At 67.2% G+C, this 16008-nt stretch carries 16 protein-coding genes; 15 read left to right on the forward strand and 1 reads right to left on the reverse strand.

Annotated features, from left to right (window positions below; translation table 11 throughout):
* Positions 1 to 18 precede the first annotated feature (18 nt).
* From nuoN to BM345_RS11835, 6 genes are all read left to right on the forward strand, one after another.
* Positions 19 to 1506, forward strand: coding sequence for an NADH-quinone oxidoreductase subunit NuoN (nuoN, locus tag BM345_RS11810; protein WP_093379633.1), 1488 nt, complete (start codon positions 19 to 21; stop codon positions 1504 to 1506).
* A gap of 13 nt (positions 1507 to 1519) precedes the next feature.
* Positions 1520 to 1828 (forward strand): DUF2818 family protein, encoded by a 309-nt coding sequence (locus BM345_RS11815; protein WP_093379635.1) that lies wholly within the window; start codon positions 1520 to 1522, stop codon positions 1826 to 1828.
* A gap of 4 nt (positions 1829 to 1832) precedes the next feature.
* On the forward strand, positions 1833 to 2426 hold the full coding sequence (locus tag BM345_RS11820; RefSeq protein ID WP_093379638.1) for an NUDIX domain-containing protein: 594 nt from the start codon (positions 1833 to 1835) through the stop codon (positions 2424 to 2426).
* 7 nt (positions 2427 to 2433) lie between these two features.
* Positions 2434 to 2871 carry a DUF1178 family protein gene (locus tag BM345_RS11825; RefSeq protein WP_093379640.1) on the forward strand — a complete coding sequence of 146 codons (438 nt, stop codon included), beginning with the start codon at positions 2434 to 2436 and terminating at the stop codon, positions 2869 to 2871.
* Positions 2872 to 3073: 202 nt separating this feature from the next.
* On the forward strand, positions 3074 to 3535 hold the full coding sequence (locus BM345_RS11830; RefSeq protein WP_093379643.1) for a hypothetical protein: 462 nt from the start codon (positions 3074 to 3076) through the stop codon (positions 3533 to 3535).
* A 4-nt stretch (positions 3536 to 3539) separates the two neighbouring features.
* Positions 3540 to 4349 carry a DUF2145 domain-containing protein gene (locus tag BM345_RS11835; RefSeq protein WP_093379645.1) on the forward strand — a complete coding sequence of 270 codons (810 nt, stop codon included), beginning with the start codon at positions 3540 to 3542 and terminating at the stop codon, positions 4347 to 4349.
* A 6-nt stretch (positions 4350 to 4355) separates the two neighbouring features.
* Here the strand turns inward: BM345_RS11835 and BM345_RS11840 are convergent, their stop codons facing one another.
* The gene (locus BM345_RS11840) at positions 4356 to 6119 is read right to left on the reverse strand and encodes an ABC transporter transmembrane domain-containing protein (protein WP_254789700.1); all 1764 of its coding nucleotides are present in this window, start codon (positions 6117 to 6119) and stop codon (positions 4356 to 4358) included.
* Positions 6120 to 6220: 101 nt separating this feature from the next.
* Here BM345_RS11840 and BM345_RS11845 point away from each other — a divergent pair, with 101 nt between their 5' ends.
* From BM345_RS11845 to BM345_RS11885, 9 genes are all read left to right on the forward strand, one after another.
* Positions 6221 to 6754, forward strand: coding sequence for a MarR family winged helix-turn-helix transcriptional regulator (locus BM345_RS11845; RefSeq protein ID WP_093379650.1), 534 nt, complete (start codon positions 6221 to 6223; stop codon positions 6752 to 6754).
* Positions 6732 to 8237, forward strand: a complete 1506-nt coding sequence (locus tag BM345_RS11850; RefSeq protein WP_093379653.1) for an efflux transporter outer membrane subunit — start codon at positions 6732 to 6734, stop codon at positions 8235 to 8237. The genes BM345_RS11845 and BM345_RS11850 overlap by 23 nt, the downstream gene beginning before the upstream one ends.
* Positions 8234 to 9547, forward strand: a complete 1314-nt coding sequence (locus BM345_RS11855; RefSeq protein ID WP_093379656.1) for an HlyD/EmrA/EmrK family protein — start codon at positions 8234 to 8236, stop codon at positions 9545 to 9547. Before BM345_RS11850 ends, BM345_RS11855 begins: the two co-directional genes overlap by 4 nt.
* Positions 9548 to 9576: 29 nt before the next feature.
* The gene (locus tag BM345_RS11860) at positions 9577 to 11136 is read left to right on the forward strand and encodes a DHA2 family efflux MFS transporter permease subunit (RefSeq protein WP_093379658.1); all 1560 of its coding nucleotides are present in this window, start codon (positions 9577 to 9579) and stop codon (positions 11134 to 11136) included.
* A 212-nt stretch (positions 11137 to 11348) separates the two neighbouring features.
* Entirely contained in the window at positions 11349 to 12119 is a 771-nt protein-coding gene (locus tag BM345_RS11865) for an ABC transporter ATP-binding protein (RefSeq protein WP_093379661.1), read from the forward strand.
* Between the two features lies 1 nt (position 12120).
* Positions 12121 to 12831, forward strand: coding sequence for an ABC transporter ATP-binding protein (locus tag BM345_RS11870; RefSeq protein ID WP_093379663.1), 711 nt, complete (start codon positions 12121 to 12123; stop codon positions 12829 to 12831).
* A 50-nt stretch (positions 12832 to 12881) separates the two neighbouring features.
* Entirely contained in the window at positions 12882 to 14075 is a 1194-nt protein-coding gene (locus tag BM345_RS11875; RefSeq protein ID WP_093379667.1) for an ABC transporter substrate-binding protein, read from the forward strand.
* A 43-nt stretch (positions 14076 to 14118) separates the two neighbouring features.
* Positions 14119 to 14994, forward strand: a complete 876-nt coding sequence (locus BM345_RS11880; RefSeq protein WP_093379670.1) for a branched-chain amino acid ABC transporter permease — start codon at positions 14119 to 14121, stop codon at positions 14992 to 14994.
* Between the two features lie 10 nt (positions 14995 to 15004).
* Positions 15005 to 15991 carry a branched-chain amino acid ABC transporter permease gene (locus tag BM345_RS11885; protein WP_093379672.1) on the forward strand — a complete coding sequence of 329 codons (987 nt, stop codon included), beginning with the start codon at positions 15005 to 15007 and terminating at the stop codon, positions 15989 to 15991.
* Positions 15992 to 16008 lie beyond the last annotated feature (17 nt).

Raw genomic sequence — 16008 nt, forward strand, 5'->3', positions numbered from 1 at the left:
GCTGAACAAGAGAACGAGATGATTGACAAACTCAGCTGGATCGCCATCTACCCGGAGATCGTGCTCCTGGTCATGGCCTGCATCATTGCGCTGGTCGACCTGTCCTCCAACGACCCGCGCCGCACCCGCACCTACATCCTGACGCTGCTGACCCTGGCGGTGGTGGCCTATCTCACCGGCGCCAACGCTGTGAGCGGCCACACCATCTACGGCTTCGGCAACATGGTGGTGAACGACCCCATGGGCAACTGGCTCAAGTGCTTCGCCTGCATCGCGCTGATGGTGACGCTTGTCTACGGCCGCCCCTACTCGGCCGACCGCGAGATGCTGCGCGGCGGCGAGATGTTCACCCTGAGCATGCTGGCCCTGCTGGGCATGTTCGTGATGATCTCGGGCAGCAACTTCCTCTTGATCTACCTGGGCCTGGAACTGCTCACGCTGTCCAGCTACGCCCTGGTGGCGCTGCGCCGCGACAACGCGGTGGCCAGCGAAGCCGCCATGAAGTACTTCGTGCTGGGCGCGCTGGCCAGCGGCTTCCTGCTCTACGGCCTGTCGATGATCTACGGCGCCACCGGCTCGCTGGACGTCAACGAGGTCTTCAAGATCATCGCCAGCCGCACGGTGAAGCATCAGGTGCTGGTGTTCGGCCTGGTGTTCATCGTGGCCGGCCTGGCCTTCAAGGTCGGTGCCGCCCCCTTCCACATGTGGGTGCCCGACGTCTACCAGGGCGCGCCCACGGCCGTCACGCTGCTGATCGGCGCCGCGCCCGAACTGGCCGCTTTCGCCATCATCATCCGCCTGCTGGTGGAGGGCCTGCTGCCGCTGGCCATCGACTGGCAGCAGATGCTCGCCGTGCTGGCGATCGCATCGCTGATCATCGGCAACCTGGCAGCCATCGCGCAGACCAACCTCAAGCGCATGCTGGCCTACTCGACCATCTCGCAGATGGGCTTCATGCTGCTGGGCATGGTGGCCGGCGTGGTCAACGACAACACCTACAACGCGCAGTACGCCTACAGCGCCGCCATGTTCTACGTCATCACCTACGTGCTGACCACGCTGGCGAGCTTCGGCATCATCCTGCTGCTGGCGCGCGAAGGCTTCGAGAGCGAGGAGATCACCGACTTCGCAGGCCTGAACCAGCGCAGCCCGCTGTATGCGGGCGTCATGGCCATCGCCATGTTCTCGCTGGCCGGTCTGCCGCCGCTGGTGGGCTTCTACGCCAAGCTGGTGGTGCTGCAGTCGCTGATCGCCTCGGGCCAGGCGCTGTACATCGGCCTGGCCGTGTTCGCCGTCATGGCCTCGCTGGTGGGCGCCTTCTACTACCTGCGCGTGGTGAAGGTCATGTACTTCGACGAGCCGGTCACGGCCAGCACCGTGTCGGCACCGGTCGACGTGCGTGCCGTGCTGACGGTCAACGGCGCCATGATCCTGATCCTGGGCGTCCTGCCCGGCGGCCTGATGGCGCTGTGCGGCAAGGCCATCGTGGCGACCCTCGCCGGCTGAGCCCGCCGCGCGCGTGTCGCAGAGTGCTTCTGTCTGGCTGGTGCTCGTGGTCGCCCTGGTGGCGGCCAACCTGCCTTTCCTGAACGAGCGCCTGTTCGGATGCATTCCCCTGCGCACGGCCCGTAAATTGCTGGCCGTGCGGTTGGCCGAACTGGTCGTGCTGTACTTCATCGTGGGTGCGCTGGGCCTGCTGTTCGAACGGCGCGTCGGCCAGATCTCTCCCCAAGGCTGGGAGTTTTTCGCAGTGTCGGGTTCGCTGTTCCTGGTGCTGGCCTTTCCGGGCTTCACCTGGCGCTACCTGATCAAGCATCACCGGAGCTGAAGGCATGGATGACGGTCACCTGAAGGAAGAGCGCGTCGACGGCATGCTGCTCTTCAAGGGCAACTTCCTCGAGGCGCATCGCGACACGGTGCGCATGCCCGACGGCCACACGGCAACGCGTGAATTCGTGATCCACCCCGGCGCCGTGGTGGTCGTGCCCCTGCTGGACGACGGCCGCGTGGTGCTGGAGCGCCAGTACCGCTACCCGGTGGGCCACGTGATGACCGAGTTTCCGGCCGGCAAGCTGGACGCTGGGGAGGATCCGCTTCTGTGCGGCCAGCGCGAACTGCTGGAGGAAACCGGCTACACCGCCCGCGAATGGGCCCGGGCCGGCGCCATGCACCTGGCGGTGGCCTATTCCACCGAGATCATCCATGTCTACTTCGCTCGCGGCCTGACGCTGGGCGAGCGCCAGTTGGACCACGGCGAGTTCCTGGACGTGTTCACCGCCAGCGTGGACGAGCTGATGCAATGGTGCCGCGATGGCACCGTCACCGACGCCAAGACGCTCACCTGCACGCTGTGGCTGGCCAACGTCGTGTCGGGCGCATGGGCACTGGACTGGCAGCCGGCGGAAGGCGCCACCCAAGCGGGATAATCGGGGCATGAAGGTTCTCAACCTCCAGTGCTCCCACGGCCATGGTTTCGAAGGCTGGTTCGCGTCGAACGATGAGTTCGAGACGCAGCTGGCCGGCGGCCTGGTGGAATGTCCCCTGTGCGGCGCCAAGGAGATCACCAAGATGCTGGCCGCGCCCCGCCTGAACCTGGGCGCCGGCAAGGAAGCACCCGCTTCGCAAAGCCAGCCCCAGGACGCCGGGCAGCAGCATGGCCGCTGGCTGCGCGCCGTGCGCGAGCTGATCGCCTCGACCGAGGACGTGGGCGAGCGCTTTGCCGACGAGGCACGCAAGATCCACTACGGCGAGGTCAAGGAGCGCGGGATCCGCGGCAAGGCCACGCGCGAAGAAAGTGAAGCGCTCGCAGAAGAGGGCATCGCCGTGATGCAGATCGCCGTGCCGGCGTCGCTCAAGGAACCCCTGCAGTAAGGCACTTGCTGCCGGCCGAGTCGTGAAGGCACGGCGCGCACTTCGGTATCGCAACGGGCTACTTCCAGTAGCCGGCCCGACAACCGGGCCATAAATCTTCTCCTTGTTGCTGCATGGCGAACGAGCATCCGTTCGCCCTGGGCAACTGCCGATCGACTCGGCAACCACCTGGGCGCATTCCTCAACAACCGGAAGAGTCGCCATGAAGAAAACCCTTTCCACCTGTTCCCTGGCGCTTGCGCTGTGCTTTGGCGCGTCCGCGCTGCCATTGGCAGCGCATGCGCAGAGCGAGGCCTCGCTGGCCGTGTCGATGCTGCCCGTGGCCTCGGTCGTGCTCAGCGCTGCGGCTGCCGGTACCGCGGCGAGCGCGGCGGTGGTGCTGCCTGCCGCGCTTTCGGTCGCGGGCAGCCAGCTCGTCGTCAAGAGCGTGCAGGTGACCGGTGATGCGGTGGTCTACCTGCTCGAGCGCGTGGCGGACGGTGCGCAAGCCAGCGTCCGGGTGTCGCTCAATGCGGGCAGCTACTCGATCCGGCAGGTGGACACGGCGGTGAGCGTGGTCGTCATCGCTGCCGGCGTGATGCTGGTCGCGACCGGCGAGGTGCTGGCCTTCATTCCCAACCAGATGGGCCAGGCGCTGCTGCACAGCGCGAAGCTGTCGGGCTGAGGCGATGCGCGCGTTCAAGCTCACACCGCTGCTGGGCGCCTGCTGCCTGGCCCTGGCCATGGCGGCGCATCACGCACCGGCAGAAGCTGGCCGTTCCTGCGAGCGCAAGCCGCTGGATGCGCAAAGCTTCGGCCTGGGCATGCAACTGGCCGAGCGCACCGCCCAGGCGCTCGATGCCAGCGGCGCCCAGGTGGTGTTCCTGGCGCGCGCCGGCCAGGACCTGAGCAAGTACCGGCTTCACTATTCGCACCTGGGCATCGCCTACAAGCGCGAGGACGGCGCCTGGCGCGTGGTGCACAAGCTCAACCAGTGCGGCTCGGCGCGCGCCAGCATCTACAGCCAGGGCTTGGGCGATTTCTTCCTCGACGACCTGTGGCACTACGAAGCGGCCTTTGCAGTGCCGGACCCTGCCGTACAAGCCAGGCTGCTGGGCCTGGTGAAAGGGCCGCGCACGCAGTTGCTGCAGCTCAACGAGCCGGCCTACAGTGTCGTGTCGTACGCATGGGGGCAGAAGTACCAGCAGTCCAACCAGTGGGCGATCGAGACCCTGGCGATGGCGATGGAGCCCTCGGCAGCCACCACCCGTGCACGCGCGCAGGCCTGGCTGCAGTTCAAGGGCTACGAGCCGGGCACGATCACCCTCGGCCCGCTGACGCGGCTGGGCGGGCGCATCTCCTCGGCCAATGTGGCCTTCGACGACCATCCCAACGAGAAGCGCTTCTCGGACCGCATCGAGACCGTCACGGCCGACTCGGTCTTCGCCTGGCTCAAGCGCAGCCGCATGGCGGCGGCGCCGGTGGAGCTGTCCTTGTGATTGCGCCTAGGCGCTGAACTGCAGCGCCGCCAGGCGAGCGTACACGCCGCCCTGCGCCACCAGCGAAGCGTGCGTGCCTTGCTCGACAATGCCGCCGTGGTCGAGCACCACGATGCGGTCGGCCTTCTGCACGGTGGCCAGGCGGTGCGCGATGACCAGCGTGGTGCGGTTCTCCATGGCACTGTCCAGGGCCGCCTGCACCATGCGTTCGCTCTGTGCGTCCAGGGCGCTGGTGGCTTCGTCCAGCAGCAGCAGCGGCGCGTTCTTCAGGATCGCACGAGCAATGGCGATGCGCTGGCGCTGCCCACCCGAGAGGCGCACGCCGCGCTCGCCCAGGAAGGTGCCGTAGCCCTCGGGCAGGGCGCTGAGGAAGTCGTCGGCAAAGGCGGCGCGCGCGGCTTCGCGCACGGCTTCCTCGCTGGCGCCGGGGCAACCGTAGCGGATGTTCTCCAGCGCGCTGGCCGAGAAGATCACCGCGTCCTGCGGCACCAGGCCGATGTGGGCGCGCAGGTCGTCCAGCGCCAGCTCGCCGATGGGCACGCCGTCGATCAGGATGCGGCCCTGCTGCGGGTCGTAGTAGCGCAGCAGCAGTTGCAGTACGGTGCTCTTGCCGGCGCCGCTGGAGCCGACCAGGGCCACCGTCTCACCCGGCCGCACTTCCAGGTCGATGTCGCGCAGGGCGGGCGTGTCGGGCCGCGAGGGGTAATGAAAGCGCACCGACTCGAAGCGGATCGAGCTGCCGTCCTTGACCGCCGGCAGCTGCCGCGGCGCGGCGGGCGAGCGGATGTCCGACTCGGCGCCGAGCAGTTCCATCAGCCGCTCGGTGGCGCCAGCCGCGCGCAGCAGGTCGCCATAGACCTCGCCCAGCACGGCCGCCGCGCTGGCCAGGATGATCACGTAGACGACCGTCTGCCCCAGGTGCCCGGCGCTGATGTCCCCGCGCAACACCGCCTGCGTGCCTTCATACAGGCCCCACAGCAGCGCGGCCGAGGTGGCGATGATGATGAAGGCCACCAGCACCGAGCGCGCCTTCGTGCGGCGCACGGCAGTGCGGAAGGCGCTGTCGGTCGACGCATTGAAGCGCTGCGACTCGCGCGCTTCCGCGGTGTAGCTCTGCACCACCGGGATCGCGTTCAGCACCTCTGCCGCGATCGCGCTGGAATCGGCCACGCGGTCCTGGCTGGCCCGCGACAAGCGGCGCACGCGGCGCCCGAAGGCCATGCTGGGCAGCACGATCAGCACCAGGATCAGCAGCACCTGGCCCATCACGTAGGGGTTGGTCCACACCAGCATGGCCAGGGCGCCCAGGCCCATCACCGCGTTGCGCAATCCCATGCTGAGCGAGGAGCCCACCACCGTCTGCACCAGCATGGTGTCGCCGGTGATGCGCGACAGCACCTCGCCAGTCTGGGTGGTCTCGAAGAAGCGCGGGCTCTGCCGCAGCACGTGCGAATAGACGGCGTTGCGCAGGTCGGCGGTGACGCGCTCGCCCAGCCAGCTCACCGTGTAGAAGCGCGCGGCTGAAAACAGGCCCAGCGCCACCGCCACCCCGAACAGCGCCAGGAAATGCTCGCGCAGGCCCATAGCCTGCTGGCCCGGATCGGCACTGACCAGGCCGCCGTCGATCAACTTGCGCAGCGCCAGCGGGAAGAGCAGGGTGGTCAGGGCCGCCAGCACCAGGAACACCCCGGCGAGGACGATCTGAAGGCGATAGGGGCGCAGGAAGGGCGCCAGGCCGGAGAGCGAACGGGGCGCCCCTTTGCCGGGCATGCGGGAATCGTCAGAAGCCATATCGGCGGAGATTTTAACTAACAGTTGTCCATACAAAGTCAGCCTTGACAATAACTGCTATGACAGCTAAATTCAGGGTCATGACTGATGGGAACAATCCTGACTCTGCACCGAAGCCGGTGAAGTTCTACCGCGGCGAGGGCTATCACGCGGAAGAAAGCATCGGCTTCATGATGAAGCGCATCCTGTCGTCCATCAGCCAGACGGTGGAAGGCAGGTTGTGCGAGCCGGGCAGCCCGACATTCCCGCAGTGGATCCCCCTGGCCAAGCTGAGCCAGGGCCACGTCACCACGGTGGCCGAACTGGCACGCGAGTGCCAACTCGACACCGGTGCCATGACCCGGCTTCTCGACCGCCTCGAGGCCAAGGACCTGGTGCGCCGCGTGCGCTCGCAGGCCGACCGCCGGGTGGTGAACATCGAGCTCACCGACGAAGGCCGCGCGGCTGCGAAGGATGTTCCTTTCTACCTGGCCGCTGTCCAGAACGAATACCTGGCCGGCTTCACACAAGAGGAATGGGAGCAGCTCAAGGGCTACCTGCGCCGCATCCTCGACAACGCCCAAACCATCTCTGCCCGTGGAGAAACTAAGAATGACGATCCCGGCACGCCTTGAACACCCGCGCGTCGCGCGAAGTGGGCTGGCATTGGCCGCCTCGCTGGCACTGGCCGTCCTCGCTGGCTGCGCCGACATGTCCGGCATCCACGCCGGCGACTCGAAGATGCGCGACGCGCAGTCGCTGGGCCTGTCGGCCCAGGCGGCCGCTCCGCGCGTGAGCGACGTCGACCACAACGGAATCGACGCCACCTGGTGGCTCGGCTTCGGCGATGCGCAGCTCAATGCGCTGATCGAACAGGCCCTCAAGGGCAACCCCAACCTGGCCGCAGCGCAGGCGCGCGTGGCAAAGGCGCAGTCCTCGGTGCTGATCGCCAGGTCGGCGGACCTGCCGCAGGTGGGCGCCGGCCTGGACCTGACGCGCCAGCGCTTCAGCGAGAACTTCATCTATCCCGCACCGCTGGGCGGTGCCAGCGTCAACACCGGCACGCTCCAGCTCAGCGCCAGCTGGGAGCTGGACTTCTTCGGCAAGAACAAGGCTGCGATCGAGACAGCCGTCGGCGGCGCCAATGCCGCCGTTGCCGACGCCGATGCCGCACGTGTGCTGCTGACCACCCGCGTGGCCAGCGGCTACATCCAGTGGGCGCGTCTCGAAAGCCTGCAGGCGGTGGCCAAGCGCACGCTGGAGCAGCGCCAGGAAACGCTCAAGCTGGTGCGCGACCGCGTCTCCGCCGGCCTGGATACGCGCCTTGAATTGCGCCAGAGCGAATCGGGCATTCCCGAGGCGCGCCAGCGCATGGAGTCGCTGGCCGAGCAGATCGCGCTGAACAAGCACGCGCTCGACGCCCTCGTGGGCCAGCCGGGCGCCACCGACAAGTTCACGCCGCCGGCACTCGCCAGCTTCAAGCCGATGCAACTGCCCGCGCACATCCCGGCCGACCTGCTGGGCCAGCGGCCCGACGTGGTGGCCGCGCGCTGGCGCGTGGAGGCGGCCACGAAGGACGTGGCCTATGCCAAGACGCTCTTCTATCCCAACATCGACCTGGTCGCGAGCGCGGGCTACCAGAGCCTGGGTTTCGACAACCTGCTCAAGCCCGGCAGCCGCCTATGGAGTCTCGGCCCGGCGGTGCGCCTGCCGATCTTCGAAGGCGGCCAGCTGCGCGCCAACCTGCGCGGCAAGAACGCCGACATGGACGCGGCCATCGAGAGCTACAACACCACCGTGCTCGACGCCGTTCGCGACGTCTCCGACCAGGTGAGCTCCATCCAATCGGTCGCACGCCAGCAGGTGCAGCAGCGCGAAGGCCAGGAAGCGGCCGAGGGCGCCTACGACATCGCCGTGCAGCGCTACAGCGCCGGCCTGGGCACCTACCTGAACGTGCTCACCGCAGAAAACAACGTGCTGCTGCAGCGCCGCGACGCGGTCGACCTGGCCTCGCGCGCACTCGATACCCAAGTCGGCCTCGCCCATGCCCTGGGCGGCGGCTACCAGGCGTCCGCCGACACGGCGGCGCTTTCGGGCAAGGAAAGAACCACACCATGAGCGAGCAAAACACTCCGGCGCAAGGCGCCGCCCCTGCCACTTCCGAGCAACCGGCCGGCAACGGCAAGCGCCGCAAGGCCCTCACCACGCTGGCGGCCGTCGTCGTCGTGGCGGGCGCGGGCTGGGGCGCCTACGAATGGCTGGTGGCCAGCCATTACGAGTCCACCGACAACGCCTACGTGCAGGGCAACGTGATCCAGATCACGCCGCAGATCGCCGGCACGGTGATGGGCATCGGCGCGGACGACACCGACTTCGTGAAGACCGGCCAGTCGCTGGTCAAGCTCGACCCGGCCGATGCCAAGGTCGCGCTGGAGCAGTCCGAGGCCGCGCTCGCGCAATCGGTGCGCCAGGTTCGCACGCTCTATCTCAACAACGGCTCGCTGGCGGCCCAGGTGGCGCTGCGCGAATCGGACATCGTCAAGGCCAAGGCCGACATCGCCCGCGCCGCCGACGACCTGCAGCGCCGCAAGGCCCTGTCGGGCAACGGCGCGGTGTCGAAGGAAGAGCTCAACCACGCCGAGACGGCCCTGTCGAACGCGCAGAGCGCGCTCGCTGCCGCACAGGCCGGCGTCACCGCGGCCAAGGAGCAACTGGCCAGCAACCAGTCGCTGACCGAAGGCACCAGCGTGCAGGAGCACCCGAGCGTGAAGGCCGCCGCCGCCAAGGTGCGCGAGGCCTACCTGGCCACCCAGCGCGTCGACATTCCCGCGCCGGTGGACGGCTACGTGGCCAGGCGCACCGTGCAGCTGGGCCAGCGCGTGGCGGCCGGCACGCCGATGATGTCGGTGGTGCCGCTCAGCCAGGTGTGGGTGGATGCCAACTTCAAGGAAGTGCAGCTGCGCAAGATCCGCCTGGGCCAGCCCGTCAAGCTGACGGCCGACGTCTATGGCACCAAGGTCGAGTACACCGGCAAGGTGGAAGGCATGGGCGTGGGCACCGGCGCCGCCTTCGCGCTGCTGCCGGCGCAGAACGCCACCGGCAACTGGATCAAGGTGGTGCAGCGCGTGCCGGTGCGCATCGCGCTGGACGCCGAGCAGCTCAAGACGAACCCGCTGCGCGTGGGCCTGTCGATGGACGCCGTGGTCGACGTGTCGAACCAGGACGGCAAGATGCTGGCCGATGCGCCGCGCGGCAATGCCCTGTCGCAGACGCATGTCTACAGCTCGCTCGACTCGGGCGCCGACGCCGAGGTGCAGCGCATCATCGCCGCCAACCTCGGCAGTGCGGCCAATGGTGCCAAGGCCACGTCTGCGCCTGCCGCGCGCAACGGCGGCCATGCGCCAGCCACGCACGCCAATCCGTCCTGATCGCGTTTTCCTTTTCGGCGCAGTCCTGAATGTCGTCCGCAACCGCGTACACGCCGCCGCCGCCGCTGGAAGGCTCGGCGCGCATCTGGGGCACGGTGGCCTTGTCCGCCGCGACCTTCATGAACGTGCTCGATTCGTCGATCGCCAACGTGTCGCTGCCGGCGATCGCGGGCGACCTCGGCGTGAGCGCCACCCAGGGCACCTGGGTCATCACCAGCTTCGCGGTGGCCAACGCCATCGCGGTGCCACTCACCGGTTTCCTGACGCAGCGCTTCGGGCAGGTGCGCCTGTTCACGACCAGCGTGCTGCTGTTCGTGATCACGTCCTGGCTGTGCGGCCTGGCGCCCAACATGAGCACCCTGATCGCCTTCCGCGCACTGCAGGGTTTCGTGGCCGGTCCGATGATCCCGCTGTCGCAGACGCTGCTGCTGTCGAGCTACCCGCGCGCCAAGGCGGGGCTGGCGATGGCGCTGTGGTCCATGACCACGCTGGTCGCGCCGGTGATGGGGCCGCTCCTGGGCGGCTGGATCACCGACAACATCTCCTGGCCCTGGATCTTCTACATCAACATCCCGGTGGGCATCCTGGCGGCGCTCATCACCTGGGGCATCTACCGCGAGCGTGAGAGCGTGGTGCGCAAGGTGCCGATCGACGCCATCGGCCTGGCGCTTCTGGTGCTGTGGGTGGGCTCGCTGCAACTGATGCTCGACAAGGGCAAGGAGCTGGACTGGTTCCACTCGGCCGAGATCGTGATCCTGGGCGTGACCGCCGTGGTGGGCTTTGCCTTCTTCCTGGTGTGGGAACTCACCGAGAAGCACCCGGTGGTGGACCTGTCGCTGTTCAAGCGGCGCAACTTCTGGACCGCCGCGGTGGCGACCGCCGTCGCCTACGGCCTGTTCTTCGGCAACATCGTGCTGCTGCCGCTGTGGCTGCAGCAGTACATGGGCTACACCGCCACCCAGGCGGGCATGGCGATGGCGCCGGTGGGCCTGCTGGCCATCGTGCTGTCGCCGATCGTGGGGCTCACGGTGGGCAAGGTGGATCCGCGCCGCTACGCGACCTTCTCCTTCATCGTGTTCGCGGTGGTCCTGTTGATGCGCTCGCATTTCAACACCCAGGCCGACTTCACCACGATCATGATCCCGACGGTGATCCAGGGCATCGCGATGGCCTTCTTCTTCATTCCGCTGGTGACCATCACGCTGTCCGGGCTCACGCCCGACCGCATCCCGGCGGCGTCGGGCCTGTCGAACTTCCTGCGCATCACCGGCGGTGCCATCGGCACCTCGGTGACCACCACCCTGTGGGAGAACCGTGCCACGTTGCACCATGCGCAACTGGTCGAATCGGTGCATCAGGGCAGCAGTGCGGCGACCAGCGCCATCTCCGGCCTGGGCGCAAGCGGCTTCAGCGCCGACCAGGTGCTGGCGCAGATCAACCGCATGGTCGACCAGCAGGCCTTCATGCTGGCCACCTCCGACATCTTCTACGCGTCGGCGGTGCTGTTCATCATGCTGATCCCGCTGGTGTGGCTGTCCAAGCCGCAGCGCGGCGGCTCCGGCGCGGACGCCGCAGCAGGCGCGCACTGACGCCTGCATCGGGCAGGGCGCGCCCATGGCGGCGCGCGCCCTGCACCGTCCCCGGGCAGGGCGGCGGCTGCGGTTGCACTGCAGCATAGGCATTTGCCCCAGTAGGAAATTCAGGAGCGGCTGCCAAGAATGAGCGGGCGCCTGTTGTTTGGCGCGTCCGACACCAGCCGCATGATTCAACCTCCGCCAATGCTTCCGGGTGGTCGCTCCAGATGAGCGACGCCATCCTCGAGACGCGCCAGCTCACCAAGGAATTCAAGGGCTTCACAGCGGTCAGCAACGTGAATCTGTCGGTGCAGCGCGGCTCCATCCACGCGCTCATCGGGCCCAATGGCGCAGGCAAGACGACCTGCTTCAACCTGTTGACCAAGTTCCTGGAGCCCACGGCGGGCACCATCCTCTTCAACGGCCAGGACATCACCCGCGAGCGCCCGGCGCAGATTGCGCGGCGCGGCATCATCCGCTCCTTCCAGATCTCGGCCGTGTTCCCGCACCTCACGCTGCTGGAGAACGTGCGCCTGGGCCTGCAGCGCAGCCTGGGTACCAGCTACCACTTCTGGAAGAGCGAGAAGTCGCTCAAGCCGCTCGACGAACGCGCCCGCGCGCTGCTGGCCGAGGTGGGCCTGCAGGAGCTGGCCGACGAGCTGACCGTGAACCTGCCCTACGGCCGCAAGCGCGCGCTGGAGATCGCCACCACCCTGGCCATGGAGCCCGAGCTGATGCTGCTGGACGAGCCCACCCAGGGCATGGGTCACGAGGACGTGCATCGCGTGGCGCAGCTCATCAAGCGCGTGTCGGCCGGCCGCACCATCCTCATGGTGGAGCACAACATGGGCGTGGTCTCCACCATCGCCGACACCATCACCGTGCTGCAGCGCGGCGCGGTGCTGGCAGAGGGGCCCTACAGCGAAGTCTCGAAGAACCCGCAGGTGATGGAGGCCTACATGGGCACCACCGACGGCCAACTCCAAGGGGCGCACTGACATGGCGGTCCCCGCGCTGGAAATCAAGAACCTGCACGCCTGGTACGGCGAATCGCACGTGCTTCACGGCGTCGACCTGGTGGTGCAACCCGGCGAGGTGGTCACGCTGCTGGGCCGCAACGGCGCCGGCCGCACGACCACCATGCGCGCCATCCTGGGCCTGACCGGCACGCGCAAGGGCAGCATCAAGGTCGACGGCCACGAGACCATCGGCCTGCCCACGCACCGCATCGCGCACTTCGGCATCGGCTACTGCCCGGAAGAGCGCGGCATCTTCGCTAGCCTCTCGGCCGAGGAGAACCTGATGCTGCCGCCGCCCATCAAGGGCGCCGGGCCGGGCATGAGCGTGGAAGAGATCTACGCCATGTTTCCGAACCTGGCCGAGCGCCGCCACAGCCAGGGCACGCGCCTGTCGGGCGGTGAGCAGCAGATGCTGGCCGTGGCCCGCATCCTGCGCACCGGCGCCAAGCTGCTGCTGCTGGACGAGATTTCCGAAGGCCTGGCGCCGGTCATCGTGCAGGCGCTGGCCCGCATGATCACCATGCTGCGCGCCAAGGGCTACACGGTGCTGATGGTGGAGCAGAACTTCCGCTTCGCCGCGCCGCTGGCCGACCGTTTCTACGTCATGGAGCACGGCCGCGTGGTCGAGGCCTTCGCGGCCTCCGAACTGCAGGCCAAGATGTCCGTGCTCAACGAGTTGCTAGGGGTTTAGGGCCGGACAACAGGCCCCGGAGTTCGTCAACCTTGAAGGAGACTTTTCAAATGAATACCCGACTCACTTCCATTGCGCTGGCCGCCATGGCACTCACCCTGGCTGCGGGCGCGCAGGCGCAGGAAAAGGTCAAGATCGGCCTGATCACCGACATGTCCAGCCTGTACTCGGACGTCGAGGGCAAGAACGGCGCCCTGGCCATCCAGATGGCCATCGACGACTTCGGCGGCAAGGCGCTGGGCCAGCCGATCGAGCTGATGTCGGCCGACCACCAGAACAAGGCCGACATCGCTGCCTCCAAGGCGCGCGAGTGGATCGACACCGCGGGCCTGACCATGGTGTTCGGCGGCACCAACTCCGGCACCGCGCTGGCCATGGCCAAGGTCGCGCAGGAGAAGAAGCGCGTCTACTTCAACAACGGCGCCGCGTCCTCGGCACTGACCAACGAGCAGTGCAGCCCCTACACCGTCCACTACGCCTACGACACGGTGGCCCTGGCCAAGGGCACCGGCGCCGCGGTGGTCGACCAGGGCGGCAAGAGCTGGTTCTTCCTGACCGCCGACTATGCCTTCGGCCACGCGCTGGAAGCCGACACCACCAAGGTGATCAAGGAGAAGGGCGGCACGGTGGTGGGCGCAGTGCGCACGCCGCTCAATGCCTCCGACTTCTCGTCCTTCCTGCTGCAGGCGCAGAACTCCAAGGCGCAGATCCTGGGCCTGGCCAACGCGGGTGGCGACACCATCAACTCGATCAAGGCCGCCAAGGAATTCGGCATCGACAAGACGATGAAGACCGCCGGCCTGCTGGTGTTCCTCTCGGACATCCACAGCCTGGGCCTGAAGAACACCGAAGGCCTGCTGCACACCACCAGCTGGTACTGGGACCTGAACGACGACACCCGCAAGTGGTCCGCACGCTTCTTCGACAAGACCAAGCGCATGCCCACCGACGTGCAGGCCGCCGACTACTCGGCCACCATGACGTACCTCAAGGCGGTGGCGGCGGCCAAGACCACCGACGCCGACAAGGTAATGGAGCAGATCAAGAAGACCCCGATCAGCGATTTCTACGCCAAGGGCAGCGTGCGTGCCGACGGCCGATTCGTGCACGACATGTACCTGGTCGAGGTGAAGAAGCCCGCCGAATCCAAGAAGCCCTGGGACTACCTGAAGGTGGTCAAGACCCTGCCGGGCGAACAGGTCTACACGGCCAAGGCCGACAGCAAGTGCGCGCTCTGGAAGTGATCGCGACCCTCCACTAGAACCTGAACCGCGCTGCCACCACCCTATGTCCATCTCCATGCCCGCCTTGCTCAGCCAGCTCCTCCTGGGGCTGGTCAACGGCTCGTTCTACGCGATCCTGAGCCTGGGGCTGGCGGTGATCTTCGGCCTGCTCAACGTCATCAACTTCGCACACGGGGCGCTGTTCATGTTCGGCGCCGTGCTGACGTGGATGGGGATGAACTACTTCGAGGTGAACTACTGGGTGATGCTGGTGGTGGCGCCAGTGATCGTGGGTGTGTTCGGCATGCTGATCGAGCGGCTGCTGCTGCGCTGGATCTACAAGCTGGACCACCTCTACGGCCTCCTGCTCACGCTGGGCCTCACATTGCTGATCGAGGGCGTGCTGCGCTCGATCTACGGCGTCTCGGGCCTCGCCTATGACACGCCCGAGCCGCTCAACAGCGCCACCAACCTGGGCTTCATGGTGCTGCCCAACTACCGCGCCTGGGTGGTGGTGGCTTCGCTGGTGGTGTGCTTCGCCACCTGGTTCCTGATCGAGAAGACGCGCATCGGTGCCTACCTGCGCGCCGGCACCGAGAACCCGCGCCTGGTCGAGGCCTTCGGCGTCAACGTGCCGCTGATGATCACGCTGACCTACGGCTTCGGCGTGGCGCTGGCTGCCTTCGCGGGCGTGCTGGCGGCGCCGGTGATCCAGATCTCGCCGCTCATGGGGCAGAACCTGATCATCGTGGTGTTCGCGGTGGTGGTGATCGGCGGCATGGGCTCGATCCTGGGCGCCATCCTCACCGGCCTCGGGCTGGGCGTCATCGAGGGCTTCACCAAGGTGTTCTACCCCGAGGCATCTTCCACCGTGGTGTTCGTGATCATGGTCATCGTGCTGCTGATCCGGCCGGCCGGTCTGTTCGGCAAAGAAAAATAAGGCCGGCACGATGAACAACCGCTACGCCATCCCGCTTTACCTGCTTCTTCTTCTCGCCCTGGTGCTGGCGCCCTTCGCCGGCGCCTACCCGGTGTTCGTGATGAAGCTGTTGTGCTTCGCGCTCTTCGCCTGCGCCTTCAACCTGCTGCTGGGCTTCACCGGCCTGCTGTCCTTCGGCCATGCGGCCTTCCTGGGCGGCTCGGCCTACGTGGCCGGCCACGCGATGAAGATCTGGGGCCTCACGCCCGAGCTGGGCCTGCTGCTGGGCACCGCCACCGGTGCGCTGCTGGGCTGGCTGTTCGGCGTGCTGGCCATCCGCCGCCAGGGCATCTACTTCGCCATGATCACCCTGGCGCTGGCGCAGATGGTCTTCTTCGTCGCGCTGCAGGCCAAGTTCACCGGTGGCGAGGACGGCCTGCAGGCCGTGCCGCGCGGCAAGCTCTTCGGCGTGATCGACCTCGCCAACGACCTCACGATGTACTACGTGACGCTGGTGGTCGTGGTCGCGGCCTTCCTGGTCATCGCTCGCACCATCCACTCGCCCTTCGGCCAGGTGCTCAAGGGCATCAAGGAGAACGAGCCGCGCGCCCTTTCGCTCGGCTACGACGTCTCGCGCTTCAAGCTGCTGGCCTTCGTGATCTCGGCCGCGCTCTCGGGGCTGGCAGGTTCGCTCAAGACCCTGGTGCTGGGCTTTGCGACGCTGACCGACGTGCACTGGTCCTCGTCGGGATCGGTGATCCTGATGACATTGCTGGGCGGCCTGGGCACGCTGTCGGGGCCCATCGTCGGCGCCGCCATCGTGGTGGCGCTGGAGAACAAGATCGGCGAACTCGGCCATCTGCTGGCGCGCATCACCACCGTGGACTGGTTCAACACGCTGGGCGAGTCGGTGACCATGGTCACGGGCCTGATCTTCGTCATCTGCGTGCTGGCCTTCAGGCGCGGCGTGATGGGCGAGGTGATCGCATTCGTCGACCGGCATCGCGGCCGCCGTTGAGCTTCTGCAGCTCATTG

Origin of the sequence: Variovorax sp. OV329 (assembly GCF_900114785.1) — a bacterium.
Taxonomy (GTDB): Bacteria; Pseudomonadota; Gammaproteobacteria; order Burkholderiales; family Burkholderiaceae_C; genus Variovorax.